Source organism: Mycetocola sp. Y719, from assembly GCF_056713205.1.
The window spans coordinates 18,440-35,542 of the sequence record NZ_JBWYGY010000003.1 but is presented as its reverse complement, the minus strand read 5'-3'; the positions used below and the strand labels follow the sequence as shown (position 1 = coordinate 35,542).

14 protein-coding genes are annotated in these 17,103 nt (G+C 66.4%); 3 read left to right on the top strand and 11 right to left on the bottom strand.

Annotated elements, in window-relative coordinates:
• The first annotated feature begins 4 nt into the window (after nucleotides 1–4).
• Entirely contained in the window at nucleotides 5–358 is a 354-nt protein-coding gene (locus AC1M0F_RS12020) for a hypothetical protein (protein WP_480238491.1), read from the top strand.
• Between the two features lie 165 nt (nucleotides 359–523).
• On the opposite strand, the gene solA is transcribed toward AC1M0F_RS12020, so the two are convergent.
• Complete coding sequence (gene solA / locus AC1M0F_RS12015; RefSeq protein ID WP_480238490.1) at nucleotides 524–1,687, bottom strand: N-methyl-L-tryptophan oxidase; 1,164 nt, start codon at nucleotides 1,685–1,687, stop codon at nucleotides 524–526.
• Nucleotides 1,688–1,813: 126 nt separating this feature from the next.
• Here solA and AC1M0F_RS12010 point away from each other — a divergent pair, with 126 nt between their 5' ends.
• On the top strand, nucleotides 1,814–3,961 hold the full coding sequence (locus tag AC1M0F_RS12010) for an ATP-dependent Clp protease ATP-binding subunit (protein ID WP_480238489.1): 2,148 nt from the start codon (nucleotides 1,814–1,816) through the stop codon (nucleotides 3,959–3,961).
• 104 nt (nucleotides 3,962–4,065) lie between these two features.
• On the opposite strand, the gene AC1M0F_RS12005 is transcribed toward AC1M0F_RS12010, so the two are convergent.
• The 4 genes from AC1M0F_RS12005 to acs all read right to left on the bottom strand — a co-directional run bounded on the left by AC1M0F_RS12005 (nucleotide 4,066) and on the right by acs (nucleotide 10,075).
• Nucleotides 4,066–4,656, bottom strand: a complete 591-nt coding sequence (locus tag AC1M0F_RS12005; protein WP_480238488.1) for a nitroreductase family protein — start codon at nucleotides 4,654–4,656, stop codon at nucleotides 4,066–4,068.
• A gap of 163 nt (nucleotides 4,657–4,819) precedes the next feature.
• Nucleotides 4,820–5,812, bottom strand: coding sequence for an LLM class F420-dependent oxidoreductase (locus tag AC1M0F_RS12000; RefSeq protein WP_480238487.1), 993 nt, complete (start codon nucleotides 5,810–5,812; stop codon nucleotides 4,820–4,822).
• 114 nt (nucleotides 5,813–5,926) lie between these two features.
• Nucleotides 5,927–7,834 (bottom strand): RICIN domain-containing protein, encoded by a 1,908-nt coding sequence (locus AC1M0F_RS11995; protein ID WP_480238486.1) that lies wholly within the window; start codon nucleotides 7,832–7,834, stop codon nucleotides 5,927–5,929.
• Between the two features lie 192 nt (nucleotides 7,835–8,026).
• Nucleotides 8,027–10,075: an acetate--CoA ligase gene (acs, locus tag AC1M0F_RS11990; RefSeq protein ID WP_480238485.1), complete on the bottom strand. Its 2,049-nt coding sequence runs from the start codon at nucleotides 10,073–10,075 to the stop codon at nucleotides 8,027–8,029.
• Between the two features lie 138 nt (nucleotides 10,076–10,213).
• Between acs and AC1M0F_RS11985 the strand changes: the two genes are divergently transcribed.
• Nucleotides 10,214–11,191, top strand: coding sequence for an SDR family oxidoreductase (locus AC1M0F_RS11985; protein WP_480238484.1), 978 nt, complete (start codon nucleotides 10,214–10,216; stop codon nucleotides 11,189–11,191).
• A gap of 17 nt (nucleotides 11,192–11,208) precedes the next feature.
• Here the strand turns inward: AC1M0F_RS11985 and AC1M0F_RS11980 are convergent, their stop codons facing one another.
• The 6 genes from AC1M0F_RS11980 to AC1M0F_RS11955 form a co-directional block, all read right to left on the bottom strand.
• The gene (locus tag AC1M0F_RS11980) at nucleotides 11,209–12,681 is read right to left on the bottom strand and encodes an amino acid permease (RefSeq protein ID WP_480238483.1); all 1,473 of its coding nucleotides are present in this window, start codon (nucleotides 12,679–12,681) and stop codon (nucleotides 11,209–11,211) included.
• Nucleotides 12,682–12,773: 92 nt separating this feature from the next.
• The gene (locus tag AC1M0F_RS11975) at nucleotides 12,774–13,862 is read right to left on the bottom strand and encodes a threonine aldolase family protein (protein WP_480238482.1); all 1,089 of its coding nucleotides are present in this window, start codon (nucleotides 13,860–13,862) and stop codon (nucleotides 12,774–12,776) included.
• 75 nt (nucleotides 13,863–13,937) lie between these two features.
• Nucleotides 13,938–14,474 (bottom strand): SRPBCC domain-containing protein, encoded by a 537-nt coding sequence (locus AC1M0F_RS11970; protein ID WP_480238481.1) that lies wholly within the window; start codon nucleotides 14,472–14,474, stop codon nucleotides 13,938–13,940.
• A gap of 85 nt (nucleotides 14,475–14,559) precedes the next feature.
• Complete coding sequence (locus tag AC1M0F_RS11965; protein ID WP_480238480.1) at nucleotides 14,560–14,910, bottom strand: hypothetical protein; 351 nt, start codon at nucleotides 14,908–14,910, stop codon at nucleotides 14,560–14,562.
• Nucleotides 14,911–15,014: 104 nt separating this feature from the next.
• Nucleotides 15,015–16,124 carry an ABC transporter permease gene (locus AC1M0F_RS11960; protein ID WP_480238479.1) on the bottom strand — a complete coding sequence of 370 codons (1,110 nt, stop codon included), beginning with the start codon at nucleotides 16,122–16,124 and terminating at the stop codon, nucleotides 15,015–15,017.
• Entirely contained in the window at nucleotides 16,121–17,005 is an 885-nt protein-coding gene (locus AC1M0F_RS11955) for an ABC transporter ATP-binding protein (RefSeq protein WP_480238478.1), read from the bottom strand. Before AC1M0F_RS11955 ends, AC1M0F_RS11960 begins: the two co-directional genes overlap by 4 nt.
• Between the last annotated feature and the right edge of the window lie 98 nt (nucleotides 17,006–17,103).

The following is a 17,103-nucleotide window of genomic DNA, read 5'->3' as shown; positions in this document are numbered from 1 at the left end:
GGGTATGAACGAAGAACGAGACATCGAAGACCAGGTGAAGATCACCGACGCTGACGGAGAAGTCAGCACGGCCGATCGCACGGGGCCTGTCACCACCGGCTCCGAATCCGTCGACGCCACGAGCGAGAACGTGGGCGTGCTGGGCGACGTCGCCCACCCGTTCGACCAGACCAACGGCATCCTCGACGATTTCGACGAGACGCACCCCGGGAACGTCACAGGCGAGTCGCCCAGCGAGTTCGCCGCAGCGGCGACGCCGGAAGGGGCCGAGGCACCGAGCGCGGACCGTTCCGACGACACGTATATCGACAACGACACGCCCGTCATTCCACCGCCAGGGCCACCCGCCGGGCGATAATTGAAAGGTTGCGGCTCAGACCGCATTTGCGCAAAACGACCCGCTTTCCCAGTGCCCCCTGGGAAAGCGGGTCGTTGTTTTGCGTTCGGACGGGTCCGATTTTGCAGTCAGCGTAGTCCTGTGTGCCGCCGATCTCACCCTCCGAGATAGAGCTCATGGATCGACTCAGAATTGCAGTGCTGGCCGGTCGAGCGAGAACAGGTCGATCGGCAGGTCCGTGCGTCCCCTCGTCGACAGGTCGGCGGCGATCTGCCCGACGACCGGCACGAACTTGAAGCCGTGGCCGCCGAAGCCGGTGGCGACCGTCACCTGCGAGAACTCGGGGTGCAGGCCGATCATGAAGTGGTCGTCAGGAGAACTCGGGTACAGGCAGGTCTGCGCATCGAGCAGGCGGCCGGTGAGGTGCGGGAAGAGTTCGAGCGCTCGCGCCTGCATGCGAGCGACTTCGAACGGGAGAACCTCGCGATCGACGGCATCCGGGTCCGTCGGCCGCTCGTCGCGGAAGAACCCGATCTTGATGCCCCCGGCCGGGCCGTCAGCGATCGGGAACCCGTAGACCTGGTCGTTACCGTCGGTGCGTTCGATGAACACCGGCTGTCGACCTGCGGCGTAATCCTCGTACGCAGGGCGACCCGGCGCATAGCCGGGAGCGAACCAGTAGACGACCTGGCGCTCGGGGGTCACAGGCGCCCCGACCTCGCCGAGCAACTGGGCCGACCAGGCGCCAGGCGCGACAACGAGACGGTCGGCCCCGTACTTTCCCTGACTGGTCACCACTTCGACACCGCCACCGCGGGTCGCCGACCACGACAGCACGGTCTCGCCGAAATGCATCCGTGCTCCATGCTGCGTCGCGACCTGGATGTTCGCCGCGGTCGTCAGCTCCGGGTTCACGAACCCGGCGTTCGCCTCGTAGAGGCCTACCGCGTGGTCGGCGGGGCGCATCGCCGGGAAGCGAGCGGTGATCTCCGCGCTCGTCAGCACCTCATGCGGCAGGTTCCATTCCTGTGCCGACCGCAGCGCGCCCGTGAAGGTCTCCTCCCCGGGGTCGCCGATGTAGATTCCCCCTGTGAGAGAGACGAGAGCGCGCCCTGACTGTTCCTCGAGCCGGCGCCAACCCTCGTATGCACGACGGAGGAGCGGGACGTACTCGACGCCTTCGTAGTACGACTGGCGGATGATCCGGGTGCCGCCGTGCGCTGAACCGCGGTCGTGGGACGGCCAGAACCGCTCGAGGCCGAGCACTTTCAGTCCGCGCTGGGCCAGGGTGTTGGCTGCGGCTCCTCCCATGGAGCCGAGGCCGATCACGATCACGTCGACATCGGGCATGGCGCGGCCTCTCACTGGGAATTCGCTGGTTCACCCAGCCTACGATCCCGCGGCGCTGGCATCACCCGTCGAGTCGCGCTAAACTTGAGTCAGTTCGACTCAACTTTCACGTAGGAGAAATCACACATGCAGCCTGGCCAGCAGTCGCAGGAGGAGCAGAAGAGCGCCCTGGAACTGTACGGGGTGAACCTCACCCAGATCGCGGCATCCGGCAAACTCGATCCGGTCATCGGTCGCGACGCAGAGATCCGCCGGGTCAGCCAGGTCCTGACGCGCCGCACCAAGAACAACCCTGTCCTCATCGGAGAACCCGGTGTCGGCAAGACCGCCGTCGTCGAGGGCCTTGCCCAGCGGATCGTCGCCGGTGACGTCGCCGACTCGCTCAAGAACAAGCAGATCGTCTCCCTCGATCTCGCCGCGCTCGTGGCGGGCGCCAAGTATCGCGGGGAATTCGAGGAGCGCCTCAAAGCCGTGCTTCAGGAGATCAACGACGCCGAAGGCTCGATCATCACCTTCATCGACGAGCTGCACACCCTGATGGGAGCCGGCGCGGGTGAGGGCTCCGTCGCCGCAGCCAACATGCTCAAGCCGATGCTGGCCAGGGGTGAACTCCGCATGATCGGCGCGACGACGCTCAATGAGTACCGCGAATACATCGAGAAGGATGCCGCCATGGAGCGGCGGTTCCAGCAGGTGTACGTGGGGGAGCCGAGCGTGGAAGACACCGTCGCGATCCTCCGCGGGCTCAAGGAGCGGTACGAGGCGCACCACAAGGTGACGATCGCCGACTCGGCGCTCGTGGCCGCGGCATCCCTCTCGAACCGGTACATCCCGGCCAGGCAACTGCCGGACAAGGCCATCGACCTCATCGACGAGGCCGCCTCGCGGCTGCGGATGGAGATCGACTCCGCCCCGGTGGAGATCGACGAACTGCGTCGCAGCGTGGACAGGCTCAAGCTCGAGGAGTTGGCGCTCAAGAAGGAGAAGGACGACGCGTCGAAGGAACGCCTCGCCAGGCTCCGGGAAGACCTCACGGAGCGCCAGCAGACACTCGGTGAACTGCAGGCCCGCTGGGACAAGGAGCGTGCCAACCTCAACCGGGTCGGTGAGCTCAAGGGACGTCTCGACACCGCGAGGATCGCCTCCGAACGCGCACAGCGTGAGGGCAACCTGGAGAAGGCCTCCCGTCTGCTCTACGGCGACATCCCCGTGATCGAGCGCGAGCTTCAGGAAGCGGAGCAGGCCGAGACCGACGGACCCCTCATGGTCAACGACCAGGTCACGTCGGACGACATCGCCGCGGTGATCGCCGCGTGGACGGGTATCCCCGTTGGTCGGCTGCTGCAGGGGGAGACCGAGAAGCTGCTGCATCTCGAGACCGAACTCGGCAAGCGGCTGGTCGGTCAGAAGCAGGCGGTCAAGGCGGTGGCGGATGCCGTTCGGCGCACGCGGGCGGGCATCTCGGATCCCGACCGGCCGACCGGCTCGTTCCTCTTCCTCGGCCCCACCGGCGTCGGAAAGACCGAGCTCGCGAAAGCCCTCGCCGAGTTCCTCTTCGACGACGAGAAGGCCATGGTCCGCATCGACATGTCCGAGTACGGCGAGAAGTTCTCGGTCTCGCGACTCGTCGGAGCCCCTCCCGGCTACGTCGGCTACGAGCAGGGCGGGCAGCTGACCGAGGCGGTCCGTCGCCGCCCGTACTCCGTCGTGCTGCTCGACGAGGTGGAGAAGGCCCACCCCGAGGTCTTCGACGTGCTGCTCCAGGTACTCGACGACGGCAGGCTCACCGACGGCCAGGGCAGGACTGTCGACTTCAGGAACACGATCCTCGTCCTGACCTCGAACCTCGGTTCGCAGTACCTCGTCGACCCCGACCTGTCGTGGTCCGAGAAGGAGGACGCTGTGCAGCAGCTCGTCCGGCAGGCGTTCAAGCCCGAATTCGTGAACCGGCTCGACGACATCGTCGTGTTCTCGTCGCTCACCGAGTCCGACCTCAGTCAGATCGTCGAGTTGTACATCGATCGCCTGCAGCGCCGGCTGCACGAACGTCGACTCGAACTCGCTGTGACTCCCGATGCGCGGAGCTGGCTGGCCGAGCGCGGGTACGACCCGATCTACGGGGCGAGGCCGCTACGCCGGCTCATGCAGAACGAGATTGACGACCGGCTGGCCACGGCCATCCTCGAAGGATCGATCCGCGATGGCAACACGGTTCGCGTCGACCTCGACGCCGCCAGGGATGAACTCACCGTGGCCGCGGTGGCGGGCGATTAGACCGCGAAACGGCGAATCGAAAACGGGCGGATGCTTCGGCATCCGCCCGTTTGTCGGTGAGAGCCGCGACGGTACGCTGACGCCCGCGGTTCGGTGAGAGTGACCTACGCGTTGACGAGAACGAGCTCGTCGAGAGGGCGCCTGCTGCGCGGCGCGACTTCACGCTCGCGAAGCACGTCGCTGGACAGGGCATCCGGTTCGCCCAGAACGCCGAGTGCAGTGACGGAGATCGGCTCCAGGTCGGTGGCGATGCCGAATGCGTTGCGCAGGCCGGCGACGTCGATTCCGCCCATCTGATGAACGTGCAGGCCGTCGTGGTGGGCCTGGATGGTCAGGTTGGCCACGGCCTGGCCGAGGTCGTACTGGGCCCAGCGCAGTGGGGTTCCTTCTGGCGTCGTCACCGAGGCGAGGTTGACGATGAGGACCTGTGCTGATGCAGCCCAGGTCTGGTTGAAGCCGACGAGGTTCTCGACGATGGTGTCGTGCTCGGCCGATCCCCTGCGGGCGACGATGAAGCGCCACGGCTGGGTGTTCGACGCTGAGGCCGACCAGCGGGCGGCCTCGAGGGCAGCGGTGATCTTCTCGTCGGCGACCTCGACGCTTGAATCGAACGAGCGCGGGCTCCAGCGCTCGGCCAGCACCCCGTGGATCGGTGTGCTGGTGACGGCGGTGCGGTTGAGGGTTGAGGTGGTCATTCCGGCTTCCTTCGCTGGGTCGAGTGCAATGTCGGGTCGCCGTTGATCCATTCATATGCAAGCAAAAGGCGCCGCGGAGTATTCCACGGCGCCCTCGCCACTCTCTTCACTGTACGTCGGCAACTGTTCGTCTCGCCGAGCGCGACGAAACGTTACGCCGCGGTCAGCTCAGCGCTGGGATGACCTCACGCTCGAACAGCTCGATCCCGGACCGGTCGTACGCCGCCTCGGGGAAATAGGTGATGGCATACGCGAGGCCGAGGTCCCCCATCGCGCGGAGGCGTTCGACGATCTGTTCAGGGGTTCCGACGCCAAGCGCTTGGCCGCTGCGGTACTCGGCCAGGAAGTCAGCGGCCTTCGCCGCACCGAGGTACGGGGTGACGCGTGCTTCGATGGCGTCGAGGCGGTCGGCGACCTCGGCCTCTGTCGAGGCGATGACGACGTTGTAGTTGGAGCTGCGCACGATCTCGTCGAAGTCCCTGCCGATCTTCTCGCAGTGCCCGCGCAGTATCTCGCTCTTGTGGGTGAAGCCCTCGGGCGAACCGTCGAAGTTGGTGTACTGCGCGTACTTCGCGGCGATCCGCAGCGTCACCTTTTCTCCGCCGCCGGCGATCCAGAAGGGGATGCTGTCGGCCTGCAGCGGCTGCGGCCGGACGATGGCGCCGTCGACCTGGTAGTGCTTGCCGTCGAGGGTGGCCGTGCCGGTCTCCCAGGCCTGTTTCATGATCTGGACGCCTTCGTCGAGCCTGCCGAGGCGGTCGCCTGCGCCGGGGAAACCGTACCCGTATGCCCGCCATTCGTGCTCGTACCAGCCGCCGCCGATCCCCATCTCGACCCGTCCGCCTGAGATGATGTCGATAGTGGCCGCGACCTTGGCCAGGTAGGCCGGGTTCCTGTAGCTCATGCACGTGCACATCTGTCCGAGCCGCACCCGCTTCGTCGTCGCGGCGAAGGCGGACATCAGCGTCCATGCCTCGTGAGTGGCCTCCTCCGAGGGCACGGGCGTTGTGTGGAAGTGGTCGTACACCCAGATCGATTCCCAGGGTCCGGCGTCCGCATGGGCCGCAAGGCTGTTCATCGTCGCCCACTGCTCTGCGGGGTCGATTCCAACAAGGTCGTATCGCCATCCCTGAGGGATGAAGGTTCCAAATCGCATGGGGATCAGCCTAGGGGCGGCGTCCGTCTGCGAGATGGCAGTTGCGCACTCACGAACTCCGTTGTAGAGGGTTTTGGGTGCGCAACTGTGATCTCGATGAAATCGCGACGCGGGTCAGCCGCAGTTATAGGTCCGTGTCGTTGTCGTCGGGTAGAGCGTGATGTTCACTACTCCGGTCCCGATCGCCGTCTCGCTTCCGTCCGACAGGATCCTGGTGACGAGGACGGTGGAGCGGCCGAGCGGAATGGTCGACGGCACGTTGTACTGGGTCAGCTGGACGTACGAATTCCAGCCGTCTGCCGAGTGTGTGAGTTTGACGCCGTTGACGTAGAGGTTGTACCTCAGGGAGGACTGGGGAACGCCTGCGGGAGGCGTCCACGAGTACGTGGCCATCCAGGTGGACGAGGAACAGCTCAGGCTCGGGATCACTGCGAGACTCACCGAGTTCGATGCCGGCGAGAGGTTTCCGGCGGCATCCTTCGCCCGCACCGTGTATGCGTAGGTCGACCCGGACGTGAGTCCGGTGTTCGAGAACGTCCTGACCGCTGCCGTCGTCTCGCCCACCTGGACGCCGTTGCGGTACACGACGTACCCCGTGACGCCCGTGGCGTCGGTCGAAGCCGACCATGACAGCGACGCCGTCGTGCCGTTCAGGGAACCGCTCAACGTGGGCGTGGTGGGGGCGGTGGTGTCGACCGCACGGAAGCTGAAGGTCTGGGCGGGGTCTGCAGCGTTGCAGGTGACCTGCTCGTAGCCGACATCGACGGCGAGTGAACCGCCGACGACGGCCATGCACTTGCTGCTGTTCCTGGCCATGAACTGGTAGGTGTCCGGTGCCACCAGGCGAACGGTCCACTGCTGGTTCACTCCGCCGTGCGGCCCGTACAGGATGACGCGGGCGGCGTTGTCGCCGGATGCCGCTTCGATGTCCCAGACCACCGTGCTGGTGTGTCGCGGCACGACGGTGTAGTACCCGTCGGCGTTCGGCCCGGAGAACGACCAGGTCTGGTTCATCGGCGCCGGGTTGATGCAGGTGTTCTGGACGAGAGGGGAGAAGTTGACGGTTCCTGCGCCCTTGGCGTCGATGCACAGGCCGCTCTTGGTGTTGACGAGCCGGTGCCAGCCACTCGGCGGGGCGGCCGTCAGAGTGGTGACACTCGCCGATGCTGGTGCTGAGGTGTGAGCGGCACCGTCCTTCGCCCTGACCGAGAACGTGGTCGTCGTCGAGGACGAGAGCCCGGTGACCGGGAACGTGGTTGCCCCCGTCGTGCTGCCGATCAGCGTTGCTCCGTTGTAGATGTCGTAGCCGGTGACGGCAACGTCGTCAGTGGACGCGGTCCAGGTGAGGGTCGTCGTCGTCTGGGTGGTTCCGCTGAAGCCGAGGCCGGTCGGAGTGGACGGTGGGGCGTCCACGAACGTCTGCACCACTGCCGCCGTCGAGGAGCTCGTCCAGGTGTTGCGCTTCATGGCGGTGGTGAACGTTCCGGTGACCGACGTGTTGGACGCCAGCCCGACCGGTGTGGTGAGGTTCGTCTTCACGCAGTAGAACTGCGAGGCGCCCGCACCGAGAGTGCCGGTCAGGACGGGGAACGAGGACCACGTGCCGGTGACCGGGGACACCGGCGTCGTGCATCCCGCAGCGGCAGTCGATTTCCAGACGACGACCTGGACTCCGCCGGCAAGGGCGGACGAACCGGTGGCGGTCGTCGTCGTGGTGTACGTCGCATCCACGGTGCCTGAGTTCGTGATCGTCAAACCACCGACCTTCTCGGTCGTCCCGGCCGAGAACGTCACAGCCGGCGATGGCGCGACCGCAGTGGCGGCGTTGATCGAACCCGCAGTGAAGAGCGACGCCGGCTGCGAGCCGGTTTCTGACCACTGCGCCATCGTTCCGCCTGGCGTGCCCGAGAGGGCGAGGGCGACGACCGAGGCGATCGCGGCAGCGGCGACCCACAACGGTTTCAGCGATCGCTTCCTCGCAGCGGCAGGCGTCGCCGGGCGGTCGGAGGCAGGAGCGGACATGTCTTCACCATGGTCGGGAGGCGGTGGACTCTCATCCTAAACGACGACCCTGTCGCCAAGCCGGGAACGTCCGACCCAGTTCGGGGCGCAGGGCCACGGCGATCGAGCAGGCCGCGTGAGGGCCCATCGAGATCGTGCGGGCTGGTCTCGATACTCCTTCGTCACTGGCGCACTGAGCTTGTCGACAGGCGATCACCGATTGCCCGACGCGAGGTGAATCTCCTCGATCCTCCCCGGCACCGTGTCGTCCTGCAGGCTCGTCACGTCGCCGAGCGGGCGGCCGTCGGAGATGTCGCCGAGCAGCCGACGCATGATCTTGCCCGAGCGTGTCTTCGGCAGGTCGGGCACGATGATGACGTCCCGTGGTTTCGCGATCGGTCCGATCTGCCTGGAGACGTGTGACCGCAGGAGTTCGGTGAGTTCGTCACTCAAGCCAAGCCAGTAGTCGGGATGCTCCGCCTCGGGCCCCGAGGACCGGGTCGCCGGGATGACGTACGCCGCGATGGCCTGCCCGGTGATGGCATCCGTCACGCCTACCACTCCCGCCTCGCCCACAGCGGGGTGGGCGACGAGCGACGATTCGATCTCGATGGTGGAGAGCCGGTGCCCGGAGACGTTGATGACGTCGTCGACCCGGCCGAGCACCCAGATGTCTCCGTCGGCGTCCCATTTGGCACCGTCGCCGGAGAAGAAGTAGCCCTGCTTCCAGAACCGGGACCAATACGAGTCGCGGTAGCGCTCGGGGTTGCCCCAGACGGTGCGGGCGAGGGCCGGGCCAGGGCGGTCGACAACGAGGTATCCGCCTTCACCGAACGGAACAGGGTCGCCGGCGTCGTCGACGATGAGCGTCGACAGGCCGGGCAGGGCGCGGTTCGCCGACCCCGGCTTGAGCGTTGAGACTCCCGGGATCGGCGCCATTGCGGCAGCTCCTGTCTCCGACTGCCACCAGGTGTCGACGATGGGTGCCTGTCCGCGGCCGAGATGGGTGTGGAACCAGACCCAGGCTTCAGGGTTGATCGCTTCGCCGACGGTGCCGAGCAGACGGATCGACGACAGGTCGTAGCCGGCGGGCGGGCCGTCGGGGAACCACGTCATCAGCGTCCTGATCAGGGTCGGCGCCGTGTAATAGGTCGTCACCCCGTACCGCTCGATGATCTCGAAATGCCGCGCCGTGTGCGGCGAGCTCGGGGTGCCCTCGTAGATCACCTGCGTGAGGCCGTTGGAGAGAGGCCCGTAGATCTCGTAGGTGTGCGCGGTGACCCAGGCGAGGTCGGCGGTGCACCAGTGCACGTCGTCGGCTTTCGCATCGAAGATCGCCCAGTGGCTCCACGACGCCTGGGTGAGGTAGCCACCGGAGGTGTGAACGAGGCCCTTCGGCTTCCCGGTCGTACCGGACGTGTAGATGATGAACAGCGGGGTCTCTGCGTCGAACGCCTGCGCCTGATGGGTGTCAGGCGCGGAGTCGACGACGTCGTGCCACCAGACATCCCGGCCCTGGGTCCAGGCGATCGGGGGGATCTCGTCGCCCGTTCTGCGGACGACGAGGACGTGTTCGATGCTCTCGACGCCGTCCACAGCGGCGTCCGCGTTGTCCTTCACAGCGACAGCGGCCCCGCGCCGGTACTGCCCGTCCGTCGTGATGAGCAGCTTCGCGCGGGTGTCCTCGACGCGGAACCGCAGCGCTTCGGCGCTGAACCCGCCGAAGACGAGGGAATGGATGGCGCCGATCCGCGCGACCGCGAGGGTCGCGATGACGGTCTCCGGGATCACCGGCAGGTAGATGACGACACGGTCGCCCTTCCCGACGCCGAGCGCTTCGAGCGCGTTCGCGGCCTTCGACACCTCGCGTTGCAGTTCGGCGTAGCTGATCGCACGGCGGTCGCCCTGTTCGCCCTCGAAGTACAGGGCGATCCTGTCGCCGTTTCCGGAGGCCACGTGGCGGTCCACGCAGTTCACCGCGACGTTGAGCGTCCCCCCGGCGAACCACTCGGCCTTCGGCACGGTGAGTTCGCCGTCGGCACCCTCCGTGACCGGTTCCCAGGTGTGGGTCGTGTGCCACGGCTCGACCCAGTCGAGCCGTTTCGCGGCATCCGCCCAGAACGCCTCAGGATCGGCGTCGGCCCTCGCCCAGTCCTCGGCCGTCACGTTGGCCTGCGCCGTGAACGCCGCGTCGGCGGGGTAGCGCCTGGTCTCGGTCAGCAGGTTGGCGATCGTGGGGGCGGATGCGTCGAGGGCAGGCATCCTTCGACGTTACGGCGGGTGGGCGCGACGGCCGAATCGCCGAGCAACGGAAGGTAACGTTCGCGAGTTGCCAGGTTTGAGGGGGTCTTCGGGTGGTCCAACCCCTGCAAACCCAGCAAGTCGCGAGAGGATGGGCACATGAGTGCAAAAAGTGTGTTGTTCATCGGTGGCACAGGTGTCATCAGCTCCGCCTCCGTGGCCCTCGCCGCCGAGCGCGGCTGGGACGTCACGGTCCTCAACCGCGGACGGTCCGGCGACCGTCCGCTGCCGGACGGTGTCGAGTCGCTCAGCGCCGATGTCCGTGACGCGGATGCCGTCGGTCGCGCGATCGGCGGTCGCTCGTTCGACGTCGTCGCCGACTTCCTCAGCTTCACCCCCGACCAGCTGCACCTCGACGAGGTGCGCGGGAACACGGGACAGTACGTGTTCATCAGCTCGGCCTCGGCGTACCAGACCCCGCCGACCCGGCTCCCTGTGACCGAATCGACACCGCTCCGGAACCCGTTCTGGGAGTACTCGCGCAACAAGATCGCCTGCGAGGACACCCTGATCGGCGAATACCGCGACAACGGATACCCGGTGACCATCGTGCGTCCTTCGCACACCTACGACCGCACCCTGCTGCCCACCCTCGCCGGCTGGACCGACATCGACCGGATGCGCCGCGGCGCTCCCGTCGTCGTCCACGGCGACGGCAGCTCGCTCTGGACCATCACCCACACCACGGACTTCGCCGTCGGCTTCGTCGGACTCCTCGGCAACCGGGCGGCGATCGGTGAGGCGTTCCACATCACCGGCGACGAGGCTCCGACCTGGGACGCGATCTACCGGATGCTCGGAGCCGCTGCCGGCGTCGAGCCGATCCTGGCCCACGTCACCAGTGACGCGATCGCCGCAGCAGCACCCGACCTCGGCGACGGCCTGCTCGGTGACAAGGCCCACTCGATGGTGTTCGACAACAGCAAGCTCAAGAAGCTCGTGCCCGACTTCGCGCAGCGGACGCTCTTCGCCGACGGCGCCAGTGAACTGATCGACTGGTACGACGCGGATGCCTCCCGTCGCGTCGTCGACGGCGAGAAGGACGCGTTGTTCGACCGTTTGGTGGGGCAGGCCTAGAGCCTGCCCACCCTTCGCTACTCGGCCTGCGGGCTCGGAGCGGGCGGCTCCACCCGCTCCGAGTGGCGCGGGCTCTTCGGGTTCATCAGCGAGTGCCTGCGGCCGTAGAAGAAGTAGATGACGAGACCGATCAGCAGCCATACACCGAACCGCAGCCAGGTCTCCCAGTGCAACTGCAGCATGAGGAACCCGGACGCCAGCACACCGAAGGCCGGGACGATCGGCATCCACGGCAGCCGGAACGTCCGCGGAGCGTTCGGCTTCTTGTAGCGGAACACGATCACCGAGGTGCAGACGACGACGAATGCGGCGAGGATGCCGATGTTCGTCAGGTCGGCGACCTCTTTGATCGGGAACACCCCGGCGAGGAACGCCGCGGCGATGCCGGCGATCCAGGTCACCCGCTGCGGTGTGCCGTGCGTGTCGGTCTTCGAGAACCAGCCGGGCAGCAGGCCGTCCCTGCTCATCGAGAACCACACCCGGGTGACGCCGAGGAGGAAGGTGAGCATGACCGTCATGATCGAGATCACGGCGAAAACGGCGATGATCGTCGCGATGACCGGCAGACCCACGCTCGTGAACGCCGAGGCGAACCCGGCCGTCGGGTCGATCTCCGTGTAGTTCTGCATCCCGGTGAGCACGAGGGTCGCGGCGACGTACAGGATCATGGCGATGATGAGCGACAGGATGATCGCCTTCGGCATGTGCTTCTTGCCGTCGGTGGCTTCCTCCGCTGCCGTGCTCATCGCGTCGTAGCCGAACACGGCGAAGAACACGGTGGCCGCACCGGCGACGACGGGGCCGAACCCGCTCGGCATGAACGGGTCGTAGTTCGCTGTGTCGATGTAGAAGACGCCCAGTCCGATGATGAACAGGATCAGGAGGACCTTGATGGCGACGGCGACGAGCTCGAACCGGCCGAACGTCCTGGTGCCCCTGCTGAGGATCCACGTGACGAGGAGACAGACGACGATCGCGGGAAGATTGACGATCCCGCCCCTGCCTTCATCGGCCGTCGACGTCATCCAGGCGGGCATGTCGATACCGATTCCCGACAGGAAGGCATCGAAATACCCGGAGATGCCGATGGCGACGACCGCGACGATGGCGATGTACTCGAGAAGGAGATCCCAGCCGATGAACCAGCCGATGATCTCGCCGAGGGCAACGTACCCGTAGGTGTACGCAGACCCGGCGCGGGGGATCATCCCGGCGAACTCTGCGTAGGAGAGGGCGGCCGCCGCAGACGCCAGTCCGGCGATGAGGAAGGAGATGAGAACGGCTGGGCCGACCCCCGGGGTGTCCTCGCTCCCGGCCGCAACGAGGCCGGCGAGCGAGAAGATGCCGACACCGATGATCCCACCGACGCCGATGGCTGTCAGCTGCCAGAGTCCCAGACTTCTGAACAGGCCGCTGTGCTTGTTCTCTTCTTCGATCTCTTCGATCGGTTTGCGTCGCAGAATCGATTGCGCTGGATCTCGTGCGGTCATGGTGACCCCCTTACTGGGGTCAAGCTTGGCGTGCACGATCACCTTTTGGCAAGGATTTTCGACCGCAGGCGCACCGGGTGCCTGAGGACCGGTCAGGCGGCGAGTTCGGCCCTGATGCCCTCGACGAAGGCGTCGATGTCTGCCTCGGTCGTGTCGAACGACGCCATCCACCGCACCTCGTTCTGTGCGGCATCCCAGTCGTAGAAACGGAAGATCTCACGCAGCCGGTCGGCCGAGCCGGCCGGGAGGGTCGCGAAAACCGCGTTCGACTGGGTGGGCTGGCTGAACTGCAGCCCGGCGATCGTCCCTGTGGACTGGAGGTCCTCGAGCGACGCACGCAACCTGGCCGCCATGGCGTTCGCGTGTGATGCCGAGCGCAGCCACAGGTCGCCCTCCAGCAGGGCGATGAGCTGGGCAGAGACGAAGCGCAGCTTCGACGCCAGTTGCATGTTGAGCTTGCGCAGGAAGATCAGGCCGTCGGATGCCTCCGCGTTGAGCACGACGACCGCCTCACCGAACAGCAGGCCGTTCTTCGTGCCTCCGAACGACAGGACGTCGACGCCGGCGTCGGTCGTGAAATCCCTGAACGGCACGCCGAGCGACGCGGCCGCGTTCGAGAGTCGTGCGCCGTCCATGTGCAGTTTCATGCCGTGGCTGTGCGCGTGGTCTGCGATGGCACGCACCTCGTCGACGGTGTAGAGCGTGCCGAGTTCGGTCGACTGTGTGATCGAGACCACGAGCGGCTGGGCACGGTGCTCGTCGCCCCAGCCCCACGCCTCCTGGTCGATGAGCTCGGGGGTGAGCTTGCCGTCAGGGGCGTCGACCGTGAGGAGTTTCATTCCGCCGACCCGCTCAGGGGCGCCGTTCTCGTCGACGTTGATGTGGGCAGTGGATGCCGCGATCACCGCTCCCCAGCGGGGGAGCATCGACTGCAGGCCGATGACGTTCGCGCCTGTGCCGTTGAAGACGGGGAACACCTGCACGCCGCCACCGAAGTGCGACGCGAAGACCTCCTGCAGCTTGTCGGTGTAGACATCCGCCCCGTATGCCGTCTGGTGGCCGCCATTGGCGGCGGCGATCGCCTCGAGCACTTCGGGGTGCACCCCGGCGTAGTTGTCGCTGGCGAAGCCTCGGGATTCAGGGTCATGCAGGGTTTCAGTCACACCCCTAGTTTTGCGCATGCCGGCGGGCGGCGACGAACCAGAAACGTGCACGGACAGGGGAGGGCTGCACGAACGATGCGTCCAGGCCCGGTTTCAGTCCCCGAACAACTCGCTGTACTTCTCGTGGAGGTCGTCCCAGCCGTGCAGTTTCGCCGCGTCGCCGACCATCCGCGGAACATCCTTGCCGCCGGCCACGCCGTCGAGCGCTGTGAGGCAGAGGTGCCAGCCGGCCGCGTAGCTCGCGGCGTTTGAGCGGTCGTCGAAGGTGTGGCTCAGCCGTACGACGGTGTCGGATGCCGTCGGTGCCAGCTCGATGTCGAGGGGGTCCCCGCCCCAGATCAGCGACAGCATCCGCTGGGGTGCGACGGTGACGATCGTTCCGATCGAGTCTTCGGTGTCGTCGTCCCTGCGCTCGATTCCCGCCTCGGGCAGGGCGACGAACCCCGTCTCGGTGAGGTCGCGGTCCGGGTCGAATGGTGCCCACCGGCTGACCAGGTCGCGTTCGGTGACCGCGGCCCAGATCGCCTGGGGCGGATGGGGGAGGGTGCGTTCGACGGCGAGGAGCCAGCGCTGGCCGAGATTGGTGAGCGTCGCCTCGATCGGATGCTCCTGAACCTGCGTCTGCGACATGGAACCCTCCCTCTCAGTGGGTACCAGTCTCGTCGGCGACGCCGCGTCCGTCCAGCGGGGAAACCGGACGGACACGACGTCGCGGTCAGCCCCCCAGGACCGCCAGCAGCGGAGGAGTCAGGGCAGCCCATGCGGCGCCGAACACGGCCGCTGCGACGATGCCGGTCACCGACAGCGCCTTGCGTGTCGGCTCGAGGCCGACGCCGAGGATGCCGAAGACGATCCCGGCGACCGGGATGATCACGGTGAAGCCGAGGAAGAGTGAAGACAACCCAAGCACCAGGGAGGTGACGCTCAGGCGCTTGGGCTGTACTTCGATGTGCACAGGTTCGGGGATGTGCACGGGGTTCACCATCGGGTGATAGCGGAGCGGGTTGAGTGCTGCTTGTCGTTCACGGCGGGTGAGAACGGGTTCAGGCACGATCGAGTGAGTCATTACGGTCCCTTCGGGTAGACACCGAGTAATGACCGCAGACTATTCCTGAGAAATCCTCATGTCACTAGGGTTCCCCCAAATGACCCCTGAAGACGGGTCAGGGCTCAGCCCTTCAACGCCTCGCCCCACTTCACCCGTGCGCCCATCTTGAGCAGTGAGTTCTGGTAGATCCGCGATCCGAGCCAGATCACAACGAGGGTCGTCGCCGCGAGGATGCCGAGGGAGAGGAGGGGCTCCCACCACGCCGCCGAGCCGAGGAACAACCGGACGGGCATGGCGACGGGCGCCGAGAACGGCACGTACGACATGATCGCGAGAACCGTGGGGTTGTCGTTGAAGAAGATCACCAGGAAGTACGGGAGCATGACGAGCATCGTCACCGGAGTCGTGGTCGCCCCGATGTCCTCCTGCCGGGAGACCATCGACGCCGTTGCCGCGAACATCGCTGCCAGCAGCACGAACCCGACGGCGAAGAACAGGGCGAACCAGACGATCGGCATGCCGAGACCGGCCAGCAGGTCGGTCTGTCCGGTGATGGTCAGACCGATGATCGACAGCGCCGAGATCACCGCGATCTGACCGAAGGCGAGGATCGAGTTGCCGAGCACCTTGCCCGCCAGCAGTGCGTGGACCGGGATGGCCGACATGAGGATCTCGACCACGCGGGTCTGCTTCTCCTCGACGACGTTCTGGGCGATGGTCGAGCCGAACGTCATGGCAGACATGAAGAACACGAGACCGAAGCCGAGCGCGACCAGGTAGGCGATGAGCGGGTTGGTGGCGCTTTCGTCGAGCAGCAGCACCGGTGGCGCCAGGCTGAGCTGGCTGACCAGCGACGTCGGGACCTCGGTGTCGGCGATGACGGCGATACCGAGAGGCGTGGAGTCATCGGGCACGACGGCCGCATCGACGGTGCCGTCCTCGACCAGAGCGGTCGCCTCGTCGACACTGCCTGCCTCGGTCACGTCGAGACCTTCGGCGTCGCCGAGAGCCTGCGAGGCCGTGCCGACGACGGCGACGGGGGTGTCTTCGGTGTTCTGCGCCGCGAAGCCCCCGATGACGATCGACGCCAGGACGAGCAGCAGCAGGATGCCGGTGGAGATGAGGAAGGTCTTGCTGCGCAGGCGCATGGTCACCTCGCGTTCCGCGACGAGCCACGTGCTCTGGGCGGGGCTGGGGGAAGCCGGGCGTGCGGTCCGTGTCGAGATGCTCATCGGACGACCTCCTTGAAGATCTGGGCGAGTGATGGATGCTGTGGGGCGAATGTTGCGACGTCGCCGCGGCCGATGGCGTCGCGGAGAACGGCCTGCGCCGTGCTCTCGGAGTCGACGTCGAAGAGGGCGTAACCCCCGTCGAAGTTCACGACGCTGACGCCGGGGACCGATCGCAACCAGCCGGCATCCCCGCTGGAGATGAGCTCGTAGCGGAGGGTCGAGTGCTGGGCGCGGAGCGACTCCCGTGACCCGTTCGCGCGGATCTCTCCGTTGGCGATGATGACGAGGTCGTCGCAGAGTCGCTCGACGATGTCGAGCTGGTGGGAGGAGAACAGCACGGGGGCGCCAGCTGACGCCCGGTCCTTGAGAACGCCGACGACGACGTCGACGGCCATCGGGTCGAGACCGGAGAACGGCTCATCGAGGACGAGCACTTCGGGGTCGTGAACGAGCGCAGCGGCGATCTGGGCCCGTTGCTGGTTGCCGAGAGAGAGGCTCTCCAGGGTCGACGTGGATCGTTCGGCGAGGCCGAGTTGCTCGAGCAGCGCTGAGGCGTTCCGCTTGGCGGCCGTCGTGGTGAAGCCGTGCAGCCTGGCCAGGTAGACGAGCTGCTCCTCGACCTTCATCTTCGGGTACAGTCCGCGCTCCTCCGGCATGTAGCCGAACAGGCGCCGGTCGTCCGGGGTCAGCTTCGCGCCGCCGAGGGTGACGGTGCCGCCGTCAGACGAGAGCACACCGAGGATGATGCGCATCGTCGTCGTCTTGCCTGCGCCGTTGCCACCGACGAATCCGGTCATTCTCCCCTCGCGGACATCGAAGCTGACGTCCGTGAGCACGTGCTTCGTGCCGAAATGCTTGTTGACGTCTCGAATCTCGAGCATGTGGGTCTCCTCTGTGACTGTGGTTCCACGGTACGTCCGGGAGCGTCCCAGTGGCATCCGCCTGTCGACGGGTCTTTCGGCTCCGCCTGAAGGGGGAG